The following is a 16,770-nucleotide window of genomic DNA, read 5'->3' as shown; positions in this document are numbered from 1 at the left end:
TGCCTGTCAAATGTCTTTCTGGAACACGATGCGGGCAGGGTTGCCGAACACGCTGGCGCCGGCTGGTACGTTTTTCATGACCACCGCGCCGGCCCCGATGACCGCGCCGTCACCGACCTTGACGCCGGGCATCAGCGTGGCGCGCGGATGTACGGTGACGAAGTTGCCAATCTGGACGCCGCCGCCCATGAACGCCATTGCGCCAACGTGCACGTAGTCGCCGATGCTGACGTCGTGCCCGAGCATGCTCTGGGCGTGGATGGTGACGAAGTCGCCGATGCGCACGTCCGGCCCGGACTGGACCAACAGGCCAAAGAAGCAGCCCTGGCCGAAGTGCACCCGCCGCCCCAGGCGGACGTCGGTCAGGATGGGAATGAAGCGCCCACCTTTCTCGAGGATCGGCAGCGCGTAGCGGTGGCGATCGTAGGGGTTGCCCATCGCACAGACGAATACATCGTCAGGCTGTGGCAGGTAGCTCATCGGATCGCCGATGATCGGCATGTCGACGTCGTAGCGGTCGAGGATGTTGGCGCGGCTGTCCAGGAACCCGCCGATCAGCCAGTCCTTGCCATGCCCGACGTCGTCATGCATTTGCTCCAGGACTTCCCGGCCCCAGCCGCCGGCGCCGATAATGAGTGCGCGGTCCATCAGAGCACCGCTCCGCCGTCCATGACCAGGCTGGTGCCGGTGACCCAACGGCTGGCGTCTGACAGCAGATAGACCGCGGCGTTGGCGACATCTTGCGGTGTGCCCAGACCAAGTGGATGGCGCGCACGTTGCTGCTTCAGTGGTTCGTTATGTTCGTTGTCCTCGCCCCAAAGGCGCGGGGTGGGTACGACCGACGGCGAGATCCCGTTGACTCGCATGCGGTGCCTCGCCTGTTCCAGCGCCAAGCAGCGGATGATGCCCAGCAGGCCGGACTTCATTGCTGAATATGGCCCCACGCCCCGTGTGCCGATATGCGCCGAAGTGGACAGCATGAACACGATGGAGCCCTGCGCGGCGATGGCATTGGCCTGCAGCAGACGTTGGGTCAGCATGACCGGGGCCAGGAAATGAACCTCGTAGATGCGCGTCATCAGTTCTTCCTTCAACTGGCGGATCGGCGACAGCATCTGTCCGCCGAAGCAGTGCACCACGCCGTCGATGCGCTGGCTGGCTTGCACCACGCGCTCCCGGTCCTCCGCAACAGTCAGGTCGGCCTGCACCTGCACATGCCCGTCGCCGGCCAGCTGCGCATGGGTGGCCTGCAGACGCGCGGCGTCGCGACCGCTGACCACCAGTCGCGCGCCGCGCCGTGCGCAGGTCAGTGCGATTTCATGGCCCAGGCCGGATGACGCGCCGGTAACCAGGATGGTCTTGCCCTCCAGGGAAAACGCGTTGCGGGTGGGGTTGCTCATGCGTAGATGTCCATCGGCACGGTCAGACCGCCGTCCACGACGAAGTAGTTGCGGGTCACCCAGCGACTGGCGTCGGACAGGTAGAACACCGCCGCATAAGCCACGTCTTCCGCTTCGCCCAGCCCAAGCGGCGTTAGCTTCGCGTGCTCGTCGATGTTGCCGCCACTCTGGTTGAGCCCATCGAGCATTGGCGTGCGCACATAGCCGGGCGCGATGCAGTTGGCGCGGATACCCTGCTTGGTCACTTCCAGCGCCAGGGTGCGCATTGCGCCGAGCAGCGCCGCCTTGCTGGCAGAGTAGGCGGCGGTGGCGACAGGACCGACGTGCGAGCCGATCGCCGAGATGAAGAGGATCGAGCCGTTGGCGTTGATGCGTTTCTTCGCCAGCAGGCCGCGCGTCAGCAGCAGTGGCGCATACACATTGCTGGCGAAGGTTTCGTCCAGATGCGCGCGGTTGATCATTCGGAATGGGGCGAGCCGGGCGATCCCGGCCGCGTGTGCGACGCCATCCAGGACGCCGACCGAGGCGACCATGTGGTCGATGTCCTCCTGCTTGTCCAGGTTGGCGATGACCTGCTCGTGCCCTGCGCCTTGCAATGCGGCGAAGGTCTCGGCCAGGCGGGCCGCGTTGCGACCGCTGATGACCAGCTGCGCGCCCATCTCCGCGCAGCTCAGCGCGATCTGCCGCCCGATGCCGGACGAGGCACCGGTGATCAGGATGCGTTTGCCCTCAAGCGCGAACGGGTCTCTCGGAGCCATATCGGTATTCACGACTCGATCAACTCCGGAAACACCGCGCCCTCGATATCAATCAGGCACGTCCCCCACGACAGGCCGATGCCGAAGCCGCACAGCAGCACCCGCTTGCGGCCCGATTCCAGTTCCTTGTTGATGCGTGCGGTCATGGTCACCGGCAGCGAGGCGCCGCTGGTGTTGCCGAAGTCGCGCAGAGTCGAGGGCACTTTCTCCACCGGCAGGCCGAGCTTCTTGCGGATGGTCTCGTTGATCATCCGGTTGGCCTGGTGGAACACGAAATAGTCGATCTCGTCCTTGGACACGCCGGTATAGTCGAGCAGCTTCTGCACCGCCGGCGGCACGCGCTGGGTGGAGAAGCTCAACACCGCCACCCCGTCCAGTTGCAGGTCAATGCCGCGGTGCCAGTGGTCGTTCTCGTCGGCGCGGAACGGCATCAGGTGCTGGATGGCGATCGGCTCGCGCTGACCGCCCACCGGGACGATGATCGCCTTGTAGCCGCTGCCGTCGCTGTTGAGGTCGAAATGCATCGGCGCCGCGTCGGCGCTGAACTCCAGCGCAGTGGCGGTGCCGGCATCGGAGAAGATCGGGTCGTCCAGGTTGGCGCTGCGGTCGCCTACCAGCAGCAGGCCCTTCTTTACCCCGCCGGCGGCGATCATTGAGCCGAGCAGATTGATGCCGAACGGGTAGGCCGAGCAGCCGAGATTCACGTCGAAGGCCACGGTGGCATGCGACAGGCCCAGCCGGTCCTGCAGGATGATCGCGGTGGCCGGGATCGGATAGTCCGGCGACTGGGTGACCACGATCAGCGCGTCGATCTCCTCGCGCGCCCACTGCAGCCGTTCCAGCAGCACCTGCGCGGCATCGAACGCCAGGTCCGAAAAACACTGCCACTCCTGCGCCATGCGTCGGGTCTCGATGCCGATGTTGCGCACTAGCCGCTCGCGCTCGGAGCGGATCTGCGGCCGGCAGTCGGTCAGGTTGGAGACCACGCGCTTGGGCACGCAGGTCGCCATGCCGGCGAAACGCACGTTGTGCAGGGTGGAGGTCGGCATCTTATGCCTCGGTCAGTTTGTACAGGTCGCCGATGGTGACCACCTTGGCCAGGTGTTCGCCGGTGATGGTCTTGCCGTACTCCATGTCGAACATCACGATCACGCCCAGCGCGGCCAGCGAATCCCATTCGGGCAACTCGCGCAGCACGGTATCGGCGGTCACCTCGACCGGCGTCTGGAAGTCGGTCGCCGACAGGAAGTTCTCGATAAAGGCGTCTTGGCTCATTCGTGTTCCACGGGTTGTGCGGAGGAAGGGGTGAGGGAAACCGCGCTGCGGCCGGCATCGTGAGGGAGCGTTGCCGGGGCATCACCGGCGCCTGCGATCAGGTCGACGATGGCCGCCACGTCCGCCGCGCCCAGGCCGGGATAGATCGGCAGGCACAGCACCCGGTCGGACATCTGCCGCGCGACCGGCAGCCCGGCCGGCGCCGCCGAGGGCAGGCCGCGGTACATCGGGAAATCGCTGATCAGCGGATAGAAATAGCGCCGCACCAGCACCTCGTGCTCGCGCATCCGCTGATGCAGGGCGTCGCGGGTCAGCGGGAATTCGTCCTCGATCAGGATCGGGAACGAGGCGTAGTTGGACAGCGCCGGCGAGCGCGGCGCCAGGCAGCGCACGCCAGGCACCTGCGCCAGGCGGCGCCGGTAGTCGGCGTCGATCTCCCGCCGCTGCGCCAGCGCACGGTCGATATGCTGCAGCTGCAACAGCCCGAACGCGGCGTTGATCTCGCTCATCTTGCCGTTGATGCCGGTGGCCACCACGGTGGTCTCGTCGACGAAACCGAAGTTCTTCAGCCGGCTGATGCGCTGGTAGGTTTTCTCGTCCGGGCAGACGATCGCGCCGCCCTCGAAGGTGTTGAACACCTTGGTGGCGTGGAAGCTGAGGATGCTCAGATCGCCATGACGCAGGATCGAGCCGCCTTCGTCCTTGACCCCAAAGGCATGCGCGGCGTCGTAGATGACCTTGAGATTGTAGGTGTCGGCGATGCGCTCGATCGCGGCGGTGTCGCACGGCGTGCCGTAGCAGTGCACCGGCATGATCGCGGTGGTCTGCGGGGTGATCGCCGCCTCGATCTTGTGCGGATCCAGGTTCAGCGTGGCCGGGTCGATGTCGACGAAGACCGGCTTGATTCCCTTCCACAGCAGCGAATGCGCCGTGGCGACGAAAGAGTACGGGGTGGTGATCACCTCGCCGGTGATGCGCAGCGCCTGCAGCGCGGTGAGCAGGGCGAGGGTGCCGTTGGCGAACAACGCCAGATGGCTCACGCCCAGGTATTCGGCCAGTGCCTTTTCCAGCGCCCGGTGCATGTCCCCGCCATTGGTCAGGATGCGGCTGCTCCAGATCTTCTCCAGGTACGGCACGAACTCGTCCAGGGGCGGCAGCAGCGGACTGGTGACGGGGATGGGCATGGTGGCCTGCGTGGGTGCCTGTGAAAGTCCGCGGCGCGGAGCGTTGCGACGGGGTACGGAGTCTGGAAGCAAGCCATATGCCAACGAACCTGTCCACTGCTTTCGCAGGTGTCCGCGTCGATGATATGCCATGCGATCCACGATCCCGATTGCGCAACACGGGCGTGATCCCCGCGCGCGTCCAGCGCGCCAGCGCATGCGAAGGGAAAGGGTACTTCAGCTTCGACCCGCAGTCGTTCCGTGGCGCAGCACGCGCGATAGCGCGGATGCGGGCGACGGCCGCGCCTGGCTCAGCTCGCCAGTTCGGTCTGGTCGCGGTCGATGCCGTACTTGCGCAGCTTCTCCACCAAGGTGGTGCGGCGCAGGCCCAGTAGTTGCGCCGCGTGCGCGACCACGCCCTGGGTGCGTTCCAGCGCCTCGTTGATCAACGCCAGTTCGATGTTGGCCATGTGCCCGCGCAGGTCCAGCCCGCTTTCCGGCAACGTCGCCGCGGCCTGCGCGGCCGATTCCGGGGCGTCGGTGAGCGCCTTGGGCCCAGCATGCAGATCGACCACGTTGGGCACGCGGCGCGGATCCGGCGTCGCGGCCGGCGCCGGCGGCGCGGACACGTCGATGGAGGAGGCGAAGTCGCCGCGGTAGCGCGCCGGCAGGTCCTGCACCCGCACCAAGCCGCTGGGATGCAGCACCGCCAGGCGCTCGACCAGATTGGTCAGCTCGCGCACATTGCCCGGCCACTCGTAGCCGCGCAGCGCCTGCAGCGCCTCCTCGGAAAAGCGCACTTCGCCGCGCCCGGTGCGGGCCAGTTGCGCGGCGATGGTGTTGACCAGCGCCGGCAGGTCGTCGCTGCGCTCGCGCAGCGCCGGCATCTCGATCGGGAACACGTTGAGCCGGTAGAACAGGTCCTCGCGGAACTGGTTGCCGGCGATGCGCTCTTCCAGGTTGCGATGGGTGGCGGCGATCACCCGCACGTTGCAGCGGATGGTCACGTTGCCGCCGACCCGCTCGAAGCTGCGTTCCTGCAGCACGCGCAGCAGCTTGACCTGCATCGGCAGGCTCATGTCGCCGATCTCGTCCAGCAGCAGGGTGCCGCCCTCGGCCATCTCGAAGCGGCCCTTGCGCGCGCTCAGCGCACCGGTGAACGAGCCCTTCTCGTGGCCGAACAGTTCGCTCTCCAGCAGGTCCGGCGGGATCGCGCCGCAGTTGATCGCCACGAACGGCCCGTCGCGACGCGGCGACTGCTGGTGGATCGCGCGCGCCACCACTTCCTTGCCGGTGCCGGACTCGCCCAGCACCAGCACGGTGGTGTCGAACGCGGCGACCTGGTCGATCAGCCGGCGCAGGCGGGTGACCGCCGCGCTGGTACCGGTCGGGCCGTTGTCCTGCGCGGCGCCGGCCTGGTGCTCAGCGTCCAGCCGCTTGAGGCTGGCGCGGCGCAGCAGGGTTTCCAGTTGCGCGTGGCGCAGCGGCGCCTCCAGTTGCCACACGTTGGCTTCGTGCAGGCCGTGGCGCTGCGCGAACGCCTGCGCGTCGCCGTTGAGCAGCAGCACCGGTGGCGGCAGCGGGCTGCGCGCGACCCAGCCGAAGAAGGCGTCGGCCTGTTCTTGATCGTCGAGCCCGCCGACCAGGATCGCCATCCATTCGGTCTGCCGGTGACGGCCCGGATTGACGTCGGCCACGTCGGTGACCCAACGCGGATTGAGGTCCATGAACTCAAGCAGGCTGACCGTGCGCTCGGCGCGAACCGCGTCGTCGTCGATCACCAGGATCCGGGATTCGCTCATGCCGGCACTCCCTCTGTGCGTAAGCCCTCCAGGATCGGCATCACTTCCTGGATATAGGACAGCTTGCTGACGAAGTTGTCGGCGCCGGCGCGCATGGCGTGCTCGCGGTGCTCGGCATCGTCGAAATGGCTGGCGATCACGATGTACGGGGCCTGGTCCTGGGTCTTGATCAGGCGCGTGGCCTGCAAGCCGCCCATCTCGGGCATGGCCAGGTCCATCAGCACCACCTGCGGACGCAGCGACTCGGAGCGCTCGATCGCCTCCAGGCCGTTGGCGGCGCTGCCGATCACTTCCATCCAGTCGAGCTTGCGGAAGTGGCGCATCGCGGCGTTGATGAAGCCTTCGTGGTCGTCGACCAGAAGCACGGACAATTTGTTCATGTGCAGTTCCTTAGCCCGCGCGGGCCAGCAGGGGTTTGGCGCGACGGCGTTCGCGGGCGGGGGCGATATCCAGTTGTTCGCGGTACTTGGCCACGGTGCGCCGGGCCACGTTCACGCCCTGTCGCGACAGCAGCCCGGCGATCGCCTCGTCGGCGAGCGGCCGTCCGGCCGGTTCGGATTCGATCAGGCGCCGCACCATCGCGCGCACCGCCTGGCCGGACACGGTGGCGCCTTCCAGGCGCACCGCGAAGAAATGCTTGAGTTCGAAGGTGCCGCGCGGCGTCTGCAGATACTTGCCGGTGGTGATGCGCGAGACGGTGGACTCGTGCATGCCGATCGCGTCGGCCACTTCCTTCAGGGTCAACGGCGCCATCGCTTCCTCGCCCTTGACCAGGAACGCGGCCTGGCGCTCGACGATGGCGCGGGTGGTGCGCAGCAGGGTCTCGTAGCGCATCGACAGGCCGCGGGTCAGCCAGCGCGCCTCCTGCAGCATCTCGCGCAGCGGCGCCGCCGCCTCGCCGGCCTCGGCCAGGGCGCGCTCGTGCATCGGGTTGACGGTGACGCGATGGGTGGTGGCCGGGTTCAACGCGACCCGCCACACGCCATCGCCATGCCAGGCGACCACGTCCGGGATCACGTGGCCCAGGTTCTCCGGCAGCAGGCTGTCGCCGGGACGCGGCTGCAGCGACAGGATCAGCCGTACCGCCTCGCGCACATCGTCGGCCTCGGCGTCGAGCTGGCGCGCCAGCAGCGGGTAGTCGTGGCTGGCGAGCAGGTTCAGGTCGCCGGCGAGGATGCGCGCGGCCAGATGGCGGCCGGCGACGCGGCCGGACAGGGCGGCCAGCTGCACGCTCAGGCACTCGCGCAGGTCGCAGGCGGCCAGGCCGGTGGGATCGCCGTGCAGCAGGCGCTGGCGCACCGCCTCCACGCGCGCGGCGGGCAGGTCGAAGCGCGCGCAGGCGAGCAGGGTCAGCGTGTCCAGGGCATCGTCGAGATAGCCGGCGTCGTCGCTGTGTTCCAGCCAGAACGCGGCCACTTCCAGTTCGCGTTCGTCCAGTTCCAGCGCCAGGCGCTGCAGCACGCGCAGCTGCGGGTCGGTGGATTCGCCGGCGGCGATGCGCTGCATGCGGTCGTCTTCGCCCTCGCTCCAGCCGGCACCGGGCAGGTCCCACATCGAGGACTCGGGCAGTTCGTCGAACGCGGCGGTGTCCAGCGCCGCGTCATGATCGACCACCGGCTCGAGCACGCCTTCCGGCTCTTCCAGTTCCAGCAGCGGGTTGGTCTCCAGCGCGCGCCGGATTTCCAGTTCCAGTTGCATGCCGTCGAGCTGCAGCAGCCGGATCGACTGCAGCAGTTGCGGGGTCAGGTGGAGTTGCTGGCCTAGCTGAGCGGAGACGGTCGGCTTCATGCGAACTTCCTCGGTTTGGCGCCAAGCCTCTGGCGCCCGTGGAATGCATAGTGCTTGCCACCTGACGGTAACAGAATCGGGAGGTTCCTGAGTGAGGTAGTCAAATTCCCGACATGGTGTCAGGAAAATCCCGACATTCGTGTAGGGGTGTGCCGGTAGGCTGGCGCGGCAGGCCAATGCTGGCGGGCCTCGACGGGGTTACGTCGGCAGCTGACTGGTTAAGGCAAGCTGCGTGCCAGTCCCGCGCGTCGGGAAGCCGTTCCTGCCCTCAGGTCAGTTCGTTCTGGTGCCGCGCGGCCAGCAGCACCAGGTCGTTGGCGCGCCGGCAGCCCAGCGACTCCATCATCCGCGCGCGATGGGTCTCCACGGTCTTGACGCTGATGCCCAGGTCCGAGGCGATTTCCTTGTTGCTCTGGCCACGGCCGATCTGGCGCAGGATCTCGCGCTGCCGCGGCGACAGGGCGGCGATCCCCACCGGGCGCTCGCGGCCGAGCATCGGCGCGATCATCTTGGAGGAGATCTGCGGGCTCAGGAACACCTGGTTGGCGCTGGCCGCGCGCAGCGCCAGTTCCAGTTCCAGTGGGGCCGCGTCCTTGACCACGAAGCCGGTGGCGCCGCGGTCCAGCGCGTCGCGCACGTGCACCGGGTCGTCGTGCATCGACATCATCACCACGCGGGTCTTGGGCGAGGTCTGCAGCACGTCGGTCAACGCGTCCAGGCCGCTGCGACCGGGCAGGGACAGGTCCATCAGCACCAGGTCGGGGCGGTGCAGGGTGGCCAGGTCCACCGCCTGCTGCGCATTGCTGGCCTCGGCGATCACATCGACGTCGGCGAACGTCTGCAACAGCCGGCTCAGGCCGGCGCGAACCAGGGTGTGATCGTCGACGATGATGACTCGCACGGTGGAAGGTCCCTCTTACGTGTCTCGCACCTTAGCCGAGCGCGCCGCCGCCGCCAACCAGGCGTGGGCGGGGAAGGGACGGTCCGTGGCTCAGCGGGCGCGCCGGCTGTCGGCGATCTGCCGCCGGTGCAGCCGGAACAGGTGGCGCTCCAGCGCCTCCTGCAGGCCAGGCGGCTGTGTCTCGAATCGTAGCCAGAGATGGAAGCTGCCCGCGGCGGCGGCTTCGGCCAGCACCCGCACCGGCAGTTCCAGGTAGTCCGGCAGCCAGTCGGAGGGCTGCAGGCGCAACAGGCCGGCGGCCCCGGACGGGGCGTTGGAGCGCGACCCCAGTTCCAGTCTCACGCCGTTCCGCGACCAGCGCAGCGGCCGCAACGGCAGCCCGTCCTCGTTCTGGCGGGCCAGCCGGCCGAGCAGCACCAGCATCAGGTCGAGCTTGGCGTCCATGCGCTGCAACTGCAGCGGCAGATCGCTGCGGTCCTCGCTGCCTTCGTCGCTGCGCAGGTCCTCGACCTGGGCCAGGCCGCGCAGCAGCGCCTCGGCCGCGCCGAAGCGGCCAGCGCCGTTGCCGAGCTTGAAATCGGCCGGCAGCGCCAGTTCGCAGCTGAGGGTGTCGTGGAACAGGTCGGCTTCGGCGGGGTGGTGGACGCCGCCGTCGGACGCGCTGTTCATCTCAGCGATCCGGCCTGCGAGTAGGCGCGCGCGGCATTGTTGGACAGGCGGTTGGCGCGCAGCCAGTCGCCGGCTTCGTCGCGCGCCTGCAGCATCTGCGCGATCACCGCGTGCTGCAGTTTCAGCAGCGAGGCGACGCTCTCGCGCGATACGTCGTTGCCGGCCAGCTGCAGGTACTCGCGCAGGTGCTGCTCGTGCTCGGCGACCATGCGCTCGGCCAGCGCATGGTCGTCGCCCTGCAGCACCTGCTGCAGTTGCTGCAGTTCGGCGTGCAGCGCCTCGATGCTGACGGCGATCATAGGGCGGCGACCGCGGCGAGGTCGCGTTGCTGGACGGGAATGGCGTTCCACGCCGCATCGATCTCGCTGAGCAGTTCCAGCGATTCGACCAGGGCGCTGTCGTCGTTGTGCAGATTGGCTTCGGTGAGCCGATGCATCACGTAGTCGTACAGCGCCGAGAGGTTGCTGGCGATCTCGCCGCCGGCCTCGTGATCCAGCGAGCCGTTGAGGTGGCCGACGATGGCGCAGGCCTCGCCGATCGCCTTGCCCTTGCGCGCCTGGTCGCCCTGCGCCAGGCAGGCCTGGGCCTGGCGGATGCGCTGGCACGCGCCGGCGAACAGCAGCGCCACCAGCTTGTGCGGATCGGCATCGGTGATGCTGGTGGACACGCTCATCTTGCGGTATTGCTCGGCGTATTGGCGGCTGGAACCGTACATGGAAACTCCCTCGGGTGGCCTGGTGCCGTGCCGCCGCGGCGGGCGGCGAAGGCGCCGTGGCGGCGGTACGTGCTGCCAGTCCGGAATGACTGTCGATGCTAAAGATATCGGCCGCTGCCCGCTCGGACTTGAGCGCCGGCGGCGTCTTTCATTCCGATGCCGTCGCCGCTACGTCGAGAACTGCTTGGTGAGGGCGTCGCTGATCGATTGCATCTGCGCGACCATCGTGTCCATCGCGGTGAACCTGGCGGTGTAGTTGGTGGTCAGCGTGTCCATCCGCTTGTCCAGGTCGCTGAGCTGGTTGGTCAGGTCGCTGATGTGCTTGTTGAGCGACGCGGTACGCTGCGTGATGCTGCCGTTGGTGACATCGAGGTTGCTGTTCAGGAGCGTGGTCACGCCCGCGGTGAAGCTGCCGCTGGTGCCGAACAGTGCCTTCGCCGAGGCCGGATCGCTGGCGACGGCGCTGTCGAACTTGGCGCCGTCGAAGCTCATCACCCCGGCCTTGTCGATGGTCACGCCCAGCGCCATGAGGTCGACGATGTTGCCGCTGACCTGGCCGCGCAGCGATTGCTGCAGTCCGCGCACCATCGCGTCGCCGGTCAGCGCCGAGGCCTTGTTGTTGGTGGCGTCGTAGGCGCTGGAGGACTTCAGCAAGGTGTTGGTGGTGTTGTAGGCGGTCACGAACGCGGTGAGGTTCGCCTTCAGGCTGCTGCTGTCGTTGGCGATGCTCAGGCTGTACTTGGTGCCTGCCTCGGCCTTGGTCAGGTTCAAGGTGACGCCGGGCACGAGGTCGGCGATCGCGTTGCTGCTGGAGGTGCGTTCGAAGCCGTCCACGCGGACCACCGCATCGGCCGCGGCCACGGTCTGGGTCAGGCCGCCGCTGCTGCCGCTGCTGTAGGTCAGCGCGGCGAGTCCGCCGTTGCCGCCGGTGCTGCTGATGGTCAGCGCGCCCTTGACGCCGGAATCGACCGCGTTGAGCACCAGATGGTCGCCGTCGTCGGCGCTGACCACGCTGGCGGTCACGCCGCTGCCGCCGGCGGCCTTGTTGATCGCCGCGGCGACGTCGCTGAGCTTGCTGTTTTCGGCGACGGTGACGTTCAGCGTCTTGTCGCCATAGCCGATGCTCAAGGTGCCGTCGCCCACCACCGCGTCATCGGCGTAGGCGGCCGAGGTCAGCTTCTGCCGTTCGGCCAGCTTCACTACCTCCACGCTGTAGTTGCCGGCGGTGGCGCTCTCGGTGACGCTGGCGGTATAGCCGGCGCCGTCGGCGACAGTGGCCTTGACCGCGCTCTTGTCCGCGCTCTTGGCGATCGCGTTCATCGCCGTCTGCAGGTTGGACAGGGCGCCCTTGATCGTGCTCAGCGCCGAAAGTTTGGCGCTGGACGCGGTGCCGTCGGCGTTGATCCGGTTTTCCTGCGGCGCGCGCTGGGCGGCCACCAGGCTTTTGACGACGGCGGCGACGTCCATGCCGGAACCGACGGCGGACAGCGATGAAGTAGCCATGGGCAGGCTTCCTTACAGTGGCGGGCACGAAGGCCAGCGGTAGATAGGGGTATCGGCGGCGCACGGCGGTTCTTGAGGCCGCGCGTGCGCCGGTCATGCCGTGGAGGTGATGCAAATCCTGTGCCTGCGGGCGGCCAGGCGCAAAAAAGCCCCTCCTTGCGGAGGGGCTTTGGGTCTTGCCGGTGTCCAGCGGGCTGTTACTGCAGCAGGCTCAGCACGTTCTGCGGGACCGACTTGGCCTGCGCCAGCATCGCGGTACCGGCCTGCTGCAGGATCTGCGTGCGGGTCAGTTCGGCGGTTTCCTTGGCGTAGTCGGTGTCGCGGATGCGGCTACGCGAGGCCGACAGGTTCTCCGAGGTGGAGCTCAGGTTGGCGATGGTGGAGGTGAAGCGGTTCTGCACCGCACCCATGTCGGCGCGCGAGGAGTTGACCGAGGTCAGCGCCTTGTCGACGATTTCCAGCGCCTTCTGCGCGCCGGAGAAGGTGGAGATGTCCAGATCCTTCAGCGTGCTGGTGGTGCCTGCGACGGCGGTGGCCGAGGTGGCGATGCCGGCGTTGCTGAAGGTGATGCCGGTGGCGCCGGTGGCCGAGCCCGCGGTGAACGAGAAGTCCTTGCCGGCCTTCAGCGATTCGAGCTTCAGCGCGCCGGTGGTGCTGTCGACCGAGGCGTACACGCCGGTCTGGTCCAGCTTGTCGTTGATCGCGGCGGCGATCTTCTTGGACACGTCGGAATCGACGTCGCCGACCGCGACCGCGACCGAGGCGATGCTGACGCCGTTGACCGACATGCCGGAGAAGCTGCCGCTGGCGGTCGCGGTGCCCGATGCCAGGGCGGCCGAGCCGGTCTGGGTGGCGGCGAAGCCGGCCTTGCCCAGCGAATCGACGTTGGCGTCGACGATGCTGTTGATGCCGATGGTCTGGCCGGCGTCGGCGCCGACCTGGAACAGCGCGCCGGAGAACGAGCCGTCCAGCAGCTTGGTGCCGTTGAAGCTGGTCTGGTTGGCGACGCGATCGATTTCCGAGGTCAGCTGCTTGACTTCCGAGTTAAGCGCCTGGCGGTCGGTGGCGGAGTTGGTGGCGTTGGCCGACTGCACCGACAGCTCGCGGATACGCTGCAGGTTGTTGCCGATTTCGACCATGGAGCCTTCCGCGGTCTGCGCCAGCGAGATGCCGTCGTTGGCGTTGCGCGAGGCGACGTCCAGGCCGCGGATCTGGGTGGTGAAGCGCTCGGAGATCGCCAGACCGGCGGCGTCGTCCTTGGCGCTGTTGATGCGCAGGCCCGAGGACAGACGCTGAATCGTCGTGGCCATGCTCGAGCTGGTGCTGTTGAGGTTACGCTGAGCGTTCAGCGACATTACGTTGGTGTTGATGACCTGTGCCATTTTGATATCTCCTCTAAGCGATTTATCCGGCAACCTGTGGGTGCCTGGAGCCTCCGCAGGGGGGCCATCAATTGGCCGTTGCCGCTGCTGAGATAAATAACGGCGGGAGCCCAACAACCTTTAGCGATTCGCTGCGGAAAATATCGCGATTTTGCGAACCGGAGCCTGGGGCACTCGCGGCGAACAGCTTGTTTCGGCAGTGTTTCGGCAAACTTTAGCGGCGTCGCGCGGATGCTGGCTTGCCGGCGCATGCATGACGATCCCGGTATAAAACGGCAAGGCCCGGAGCATCGCCACGCTCCGGGCCTTTCCATCTATATAAGCCGGATCGGCGATCAGCGGATCATGTTGAACAACGACATCGACTGCATCTGGGTAAAGATGGTCTGTGCCGCCTTCAGCGCGGATTGTTCCAGTTGGTACTGGCCGATCGCATCGGCGTAGTCGAGGTCGCGCAGCGAGGACAAGGTCGTCTTCAGCGTCACTTCGTTGGATTCGCGCAGTTCGGCGGCGCTGTCGAGCGCGGCCAGCTGCGCGCCGCCGGCCGCGCGCGCATCGATCATCTTCGCCGAGGCCTGGCTGATGTCGCGCATCGACGACTGCAGGGTGTTCTGCAGCGCGGCCTTGTCGGTGGCGGTGACCGGGTCCGAGTTCAGCGCGTTGACCAGGTTGGTGATGGTGGAGAACACGTCCTTGGTGGTGGCGGCGCCGATCTGGAAGCTGTCGCCGACCGCCGGCGCGCCGTCCAGGCGCATCTTCAGGCCGCCGAAGCTGAGCGTTTCGCCGGCGGCGTAGGTGCCGGTGGTGACGACGGTGCCGTTGCTGTCGCGCACTTCGTAGGCGTCGGCGGCGGTGAAGGCGACGCTGTAGCTGCCGCCGTTCCAGCCGCCGGCGCCGGCGTCGCGGCTGTAGTCCAGCAACAGCCCGGTACCGGTGTTGGTGCTGGCCGCGTGCGCGTCGACGGTACCGTCGCCGGTGCGGATGCGCATGAAGATCTCGCTGCCGGGCAGGGCGTCGGCGACCTGGGTGTCGGCCGCCACTTCGACGCTGCGCTGGGTCTGGTCGCCGCTGTAGACCACGCTGCCGTTGACCACCGCGAACGGCGCCTTGTCGTCGGCGGCGCCGGCGAACAGGTAGCGGCCGCTGCCGTCGGTGCTGTTGGACAGGCTGAGCAGGCTGGCGTGCAGCGTCTTGAGTTCGGCGGCGATCGCCTTGCGGTTGTCGGTGGTCAGCGCCGAGCTGTTCGCCTGCACCGTCAGGTCGTTGACGCGCGCCATCAGTTCGCCGGCCTGGGACAGGGCGTTCTCCTGCAGGCCGAGGCGGTTCTGCACGTTGTTGGCGTTCTGGCCGAAACGCTCCAGCTCGGCCACGGCGCGGTCCAGGTTGACCGCGGTGCCGGAGGCGACCGGGTCGTCTGCGGCGGTGACCAGGCGCTTGCCGGTGGCCAACTGCTGCTCCAGATGTGAGATCTTGGCCTGCTTGCCCAGCATGTTGTTGACCGACTGGCTGAACATCATGCCGGTGGAAATGCGGTTGCTCATCGGATCGCCCCCAGGATGGACTGGAACATGGTGTCGGCGGCGGAGATCAGTTGCGACGCGGCCTGGTAGGCCTGCTGCAGGCGCAGCATGTCCGAGGCTTCCTCGTCCAGGTTGACGCCGGACACCGAGTCGCGCGCATCCTGCGCGCTGGTGTGGATCACGTCCTGCGCGTCGGCGGCGTATTTCGCCTGCCGCGCCGCGGAACCAATCGTGGTGGTGAGCCCGGACACCGCGCCGTTGAGGGTGATGGTGCCGCCATTGAAGGCCTTGGCATCGTCGAGGTTGGACAGGGTCAGGGCATTGCCGTTGTTGCTGGAGGCGGCGCCGGTGGGTTTGACCGCGAAGGTGTCGCCGGCGACCGGCGCGCCGTCCAGGGTCATGCTCCAGCCGTTGGCGCTGATGGTCTGTCCGGCGGTGTAGGGGAACGGACCGGCACCGTCGATGGTGTACTGGTTGGCGTCGATGAAGGCGATGCTGGAGGGCGTCAGCAGATTGGCGTTGCTGGCGTCGGTGGCGCGCACGTTGCTGACCTTGCCGGTGCCCAGGTTGCTCAGGTCGGCACTGCCGGTGACCGGCGTGGCCGCGGCGATGCGCGATGGGTCGGTGATCGCCACCCCCAGGCCGATGACCGCGTTGGCGGTGGGTTGCAGCAGGAACTTGTCGCCGGCGGCGGCGCTGCCGGAGACCCGCAGGGTCACCCCGTTGACCACGAACGGATCGGTGTTGCTGCCGGTGCCGGTCATCGCCACGCTGGCGCCGGTGTCGGCGCGGCTGGCGGTCCAGGTGCTGCCGTCGAACTTCAGCAACAGGTTCTGTCCGTCGAGCTTGCTCAGGTCGCCGACGCTGGCGCTGAAGCTGGCACTGCCGGTGTTGGCGGCATTGGCGTTGACGCTGGGCGCCGGCAGCGAGAAGAAGTCGCCGCCGAGATTGCCGTACAGGTCCATGCCGGCCCTGTGCTGCTGGTTGTAGCTGACCGCCAGGCCGGTGGCCAGGCGGCCCAGTTCGGCCTTGGTCGGATCCAGCACGTCGGCGCGGAATTCCAGCAGGCCGCCGATCTGGCCGCCCAGCGCGCTGTTGCTCAGGCTGATGGTCGCGCCCTGCGCCTGCAGCGCGACCGTCAGCCGCCCGGGCTGGTAGGGATCGGTGACGGTGGTCAGGGTGGAGGCGGTGGTGCCGACCACCAGCGCCTGGCCGCCCGCGGTATAGACGTTGATCGCGCCGCCGTCCTGCTGCACCGCGTTGCCGCCGGTGTAGCCCACCAGTTGGGTGATCAGCTGGTCGCGGCGGTCGAGCAGGTCCGGCGCGGCCGTGGCCGCGTTGCTGCCGATCTGGCCGTTGATCCTGGCCACTTCGGCGGCCAGGCGGTTGGCTTCCGTGGTGCCGGAAAGCAGGCCGTTGTTGACCTCGTTGCCGAGCGCGTCCATCTGCCCGTTGAGCTGCTTGAAGCGGGTCACCAGGGCGCCGCCGTTGTCGAGCAGGTTCTGCCGGGTGGCGGTGGCCGAGGCGTTGGCCGACAGGCCGGTGCTGGCGTCGAAGAACTTCGACCACTGGCCGGAGATGTTGGTGGCGGTGTCGGAAAACAGGCCATCGACGCGGTCGGACAGGGCCGACAGTTGCTTCAGCCGTGACAGTTCGCCGCCGCTGTCCAGCAGCCGCGAGGTGGCCAACTGGTCGGCGACGCGGGAGACGTCGGTGATCTGGGTGCCGTTGCCGATGTAGTCCGCGCCGTACCGGGTCGGCACGGTGGTCGCGAAGGAGACCCGCTGCCGGCTGTAGCCATCGGTGTTGATGTTGGCGACGTTGTGGCTCACGGTCGACAGCGCCCGCTGGAAGGCGATCAGGGCGCTGGTGCCGGTGGACAGGACGGACATGA

The 16,770-nt window shown here is 67.6% G+C and carries 17 protein-coding genes; all 17 read right to left on the bottom strand.

Annotated elements, in window-relative coordinates:
• Positions 1–6: 6 nt before the first annotated feature.
• The gene (locus AB3X07_RS11630; protein WP_369938776.1) at positions 7–648 is read right to left on the bottom strand and encodes an acetyltransferase; all 642 of its coding nucleotides are present in this window, start codon (positions 646–648) and stop codon (positions 7–9) included.
• Positions 648–1,400, bottom strand: a complete 753-nt coding sequence (locus AB3X07_RS11625) for an SDR family NAD(P)-dependent oxidoreductase (RefSeq protein WP_369938775.1) — start codon at positions 1,398–1,400, stop codon at positions 648–650. Before AB3X07_RS11625 ends, AB3X07_RS11630 begins: the two co-directional genes overlap by 1 nt.
• Positions 1,397–2,158 (bottom strand): SDR family NAD(P)-dependent oxidoreductase, encoded by a 762-nt coding sequence (locus tag AB3X07_RS11620; protein WP_369944734.1) that lies wholly within the window; start codon positions 2,156–2,158, stop codon positions 1,397–1,399. The genes AB3X07_RS11625 and AB3X07_RS11620 overlap by 4 nt, the downstream gene beginning before the upstream one ends.
• Positions 2,159–2,166: 8 nt before the next feature.
• Positions 2,167–3,207, bottom strand: coding sequence for a ketoacyl-ACP synthase III (locus AB3X07_RS11615; RefSeq protein ID WP_369938774.1), 1,041 nt, complete (start codon positions 3,205–3,207; stop codon positions 2,167–2,169).
• 1 nt (position 3,208) lies between these two features.
• Positions 3,209–3,433, bottom strand: a complete 225-nt coding sequence (locus AB3X07_RS11610) for an acyl carrier protein (protein ID WP_369938773.1) — start codon at positions 3,431–3,433, stop codon at positions 3,209–3,211.
• Positions 3,430–4,617, bottom strand: a complete 1,188-nt coding sequence (locus AB3X07_RS11605; RefSeq protein WP_369938772.1) for a DegT/DnrJ/EryC1/StrS family aminotransferase — start codon at positions 4,615–4,617, stop codon at positions 3,430–3,432. The genes AB3X07_RS11610 and AB3X07_RS11605 overlap by 4 nt, the downstream gene beginning before the upstream one ends.
• Positions 4,618–4,907: 290 nt before the next feature.
• Positions 4,908–6,398 carry a sigma-54 dependent transcriptional regulator gene (locus AB3X07_RS11600; protein ID WP_369938771.1) on the bottom strand — a complete coding sequence of 497 codons (1,491 nt, stop codon included), beginning with the start codon at positions 6,396–6,398 and terminating at the stop codon, positions 4,908–4,910.
• Entirely contained in the window at positions 6,395–6,778 is a 384-nt protein-coding gene (locus tag AB3X07_RS11595) for a response regulator (RefSeq protein WP_010341669.1), read from the bottom strand. The genes AB3X07_RS11600 and AB3X07_RS11595 overlap by 4 nt, the downstream gene beginning before the upstream one ends.
• 10 nt (positions 6,779–6,788) lie before the next feature.
• Complete coding sequence (rpoN, locus tag AB3X07_RS11590) at positions 6,789–8,186, bottom strand: RNA polymerase factor sigma-54 (protein WP_369938770.1); 1,398 nt, start codon at positions 8,184–8,186, stop codon at positions 6,789–6,791.
• A gap of 268 nt (positions 8,187–8,454) precedes the next feature.
• Positions 8,455–9,087 carry a response regulator gene (locus AB3X07_RS11585; protein WP_369938769.1) on the bottom strand — a complete coding sequence of 211 codons (633 nt, stop codon included), beginning with the start codon at positions 9,085–9,087 and terminating at the stop codon, positions 8,455–8,457.
• 90 nt (positions 9,088–9,177) lie between these two features.
• A complete protein-coding gene (locus tag AB3X07_RS11580; RefSeq protein WP_369938768.1) occupies positions 9,178–9,756 on the bottom strand; it encodes a PilZ domain-containing protein in 579 nt (192 codons plus the stop codon).
• Positions 9,753–10,055 carry a hypothetical protein gene (locus AB3X07_RS11575; protein ID WP_369938767.1) on the bottom strand — a complete coding sequence of 101 codons (303 nt, stop codon included), beginning with the start codon at positions 10,053–10,055 and terminating at the stop codon, positions 9,753–9,755. The genes AB3X07_RS11580 and AB3X07_RS11575 overlap by 4 nt, the downstream gene beginning before the upstream one ends.
• Positions 10,052–10,471, bottom strand: coding sequence for a flagellar export chaperone FliS (gene fliS / locus AB3X07_RS11570; RefSeq protein ID WP_369938766.1), 420 nt, complete (start codon positions 10,469–10,471; stop codon positions 10,052–10,054). The genes AB3X07_RS11575 and fliS overlap by 4 nt, the downstream gene beginning before the upstream one ends.
• Before the next feature lie 168 nt (positions 10,472–10,639).
• Complete coding sequence (fliD, locus tag AB3X07_RS11565; protein ID WP_369938765.1) at positions 10,640–11,974, bottom strand: flagellar filament capping protein FliD; 1,335 nt, start codon at positions 11,972–11,974, stop codon at positions 10,640–10,642.
• 197 nt (positions 11,975–12,171) lie between these two features.
• The gene (locus tag AB3X07_RS11560; protein WP_369938764.1) at positions 12,172–13,356 is read right to left on the bottom strand and encodes a flagellin; all 1,185 of its coding nucleotides are present in this window, start codon (positions 13,354–13,356) and stop codon (positions 12,172–12,174) included.
• 335 nt (positions 13,357–13,691) lie between these two features.
• On the bottom strand, positions 13,692–14,897 hold the full coding sequence (gene flgL / locus AB3X07_RS11555; RefSeq protein WP_369938763.1) for a flagellar hook-associated protein FlgL: 1,206 nt from the start codon (positions 14,895–14,897) through the stop codon (positions 13,692–13,694).
• Positions 14,894–16,768 carry a flagellar hook-associated protein FlgK gene (flgK, locus tag AB3X07_RS11550; RefSeq protein WP_369938762.1) on the bottom strand — a complete coding sequence of 625 codons (1,875 nt, stop codon included), beginning with the start codon at positions 16,766–16,768 and terminating at the stop codon, positions 14,894–14,896. The genes flgL and flgK overlap by 4 nt, the downstream gene beginning before the upstream one ends.
• Positions 16,769–16,770: the final 2 nt, after the last annotated feature.

Origin of the sequence: Xanthomonas sp. DAR 35659 (genome assembly GCF_041242975.1) — a bacterium.
GTDB lineage: Bacteria > Pseudomonadota > Gammaproteobacteria > Xanthomonadales > Xanthomonadaceae > Xanthomonas_A > Xanthomonas_A medicagonis.
This window is presented reverse-complemented; position numbering and strand designations above follow the sequence as displayed.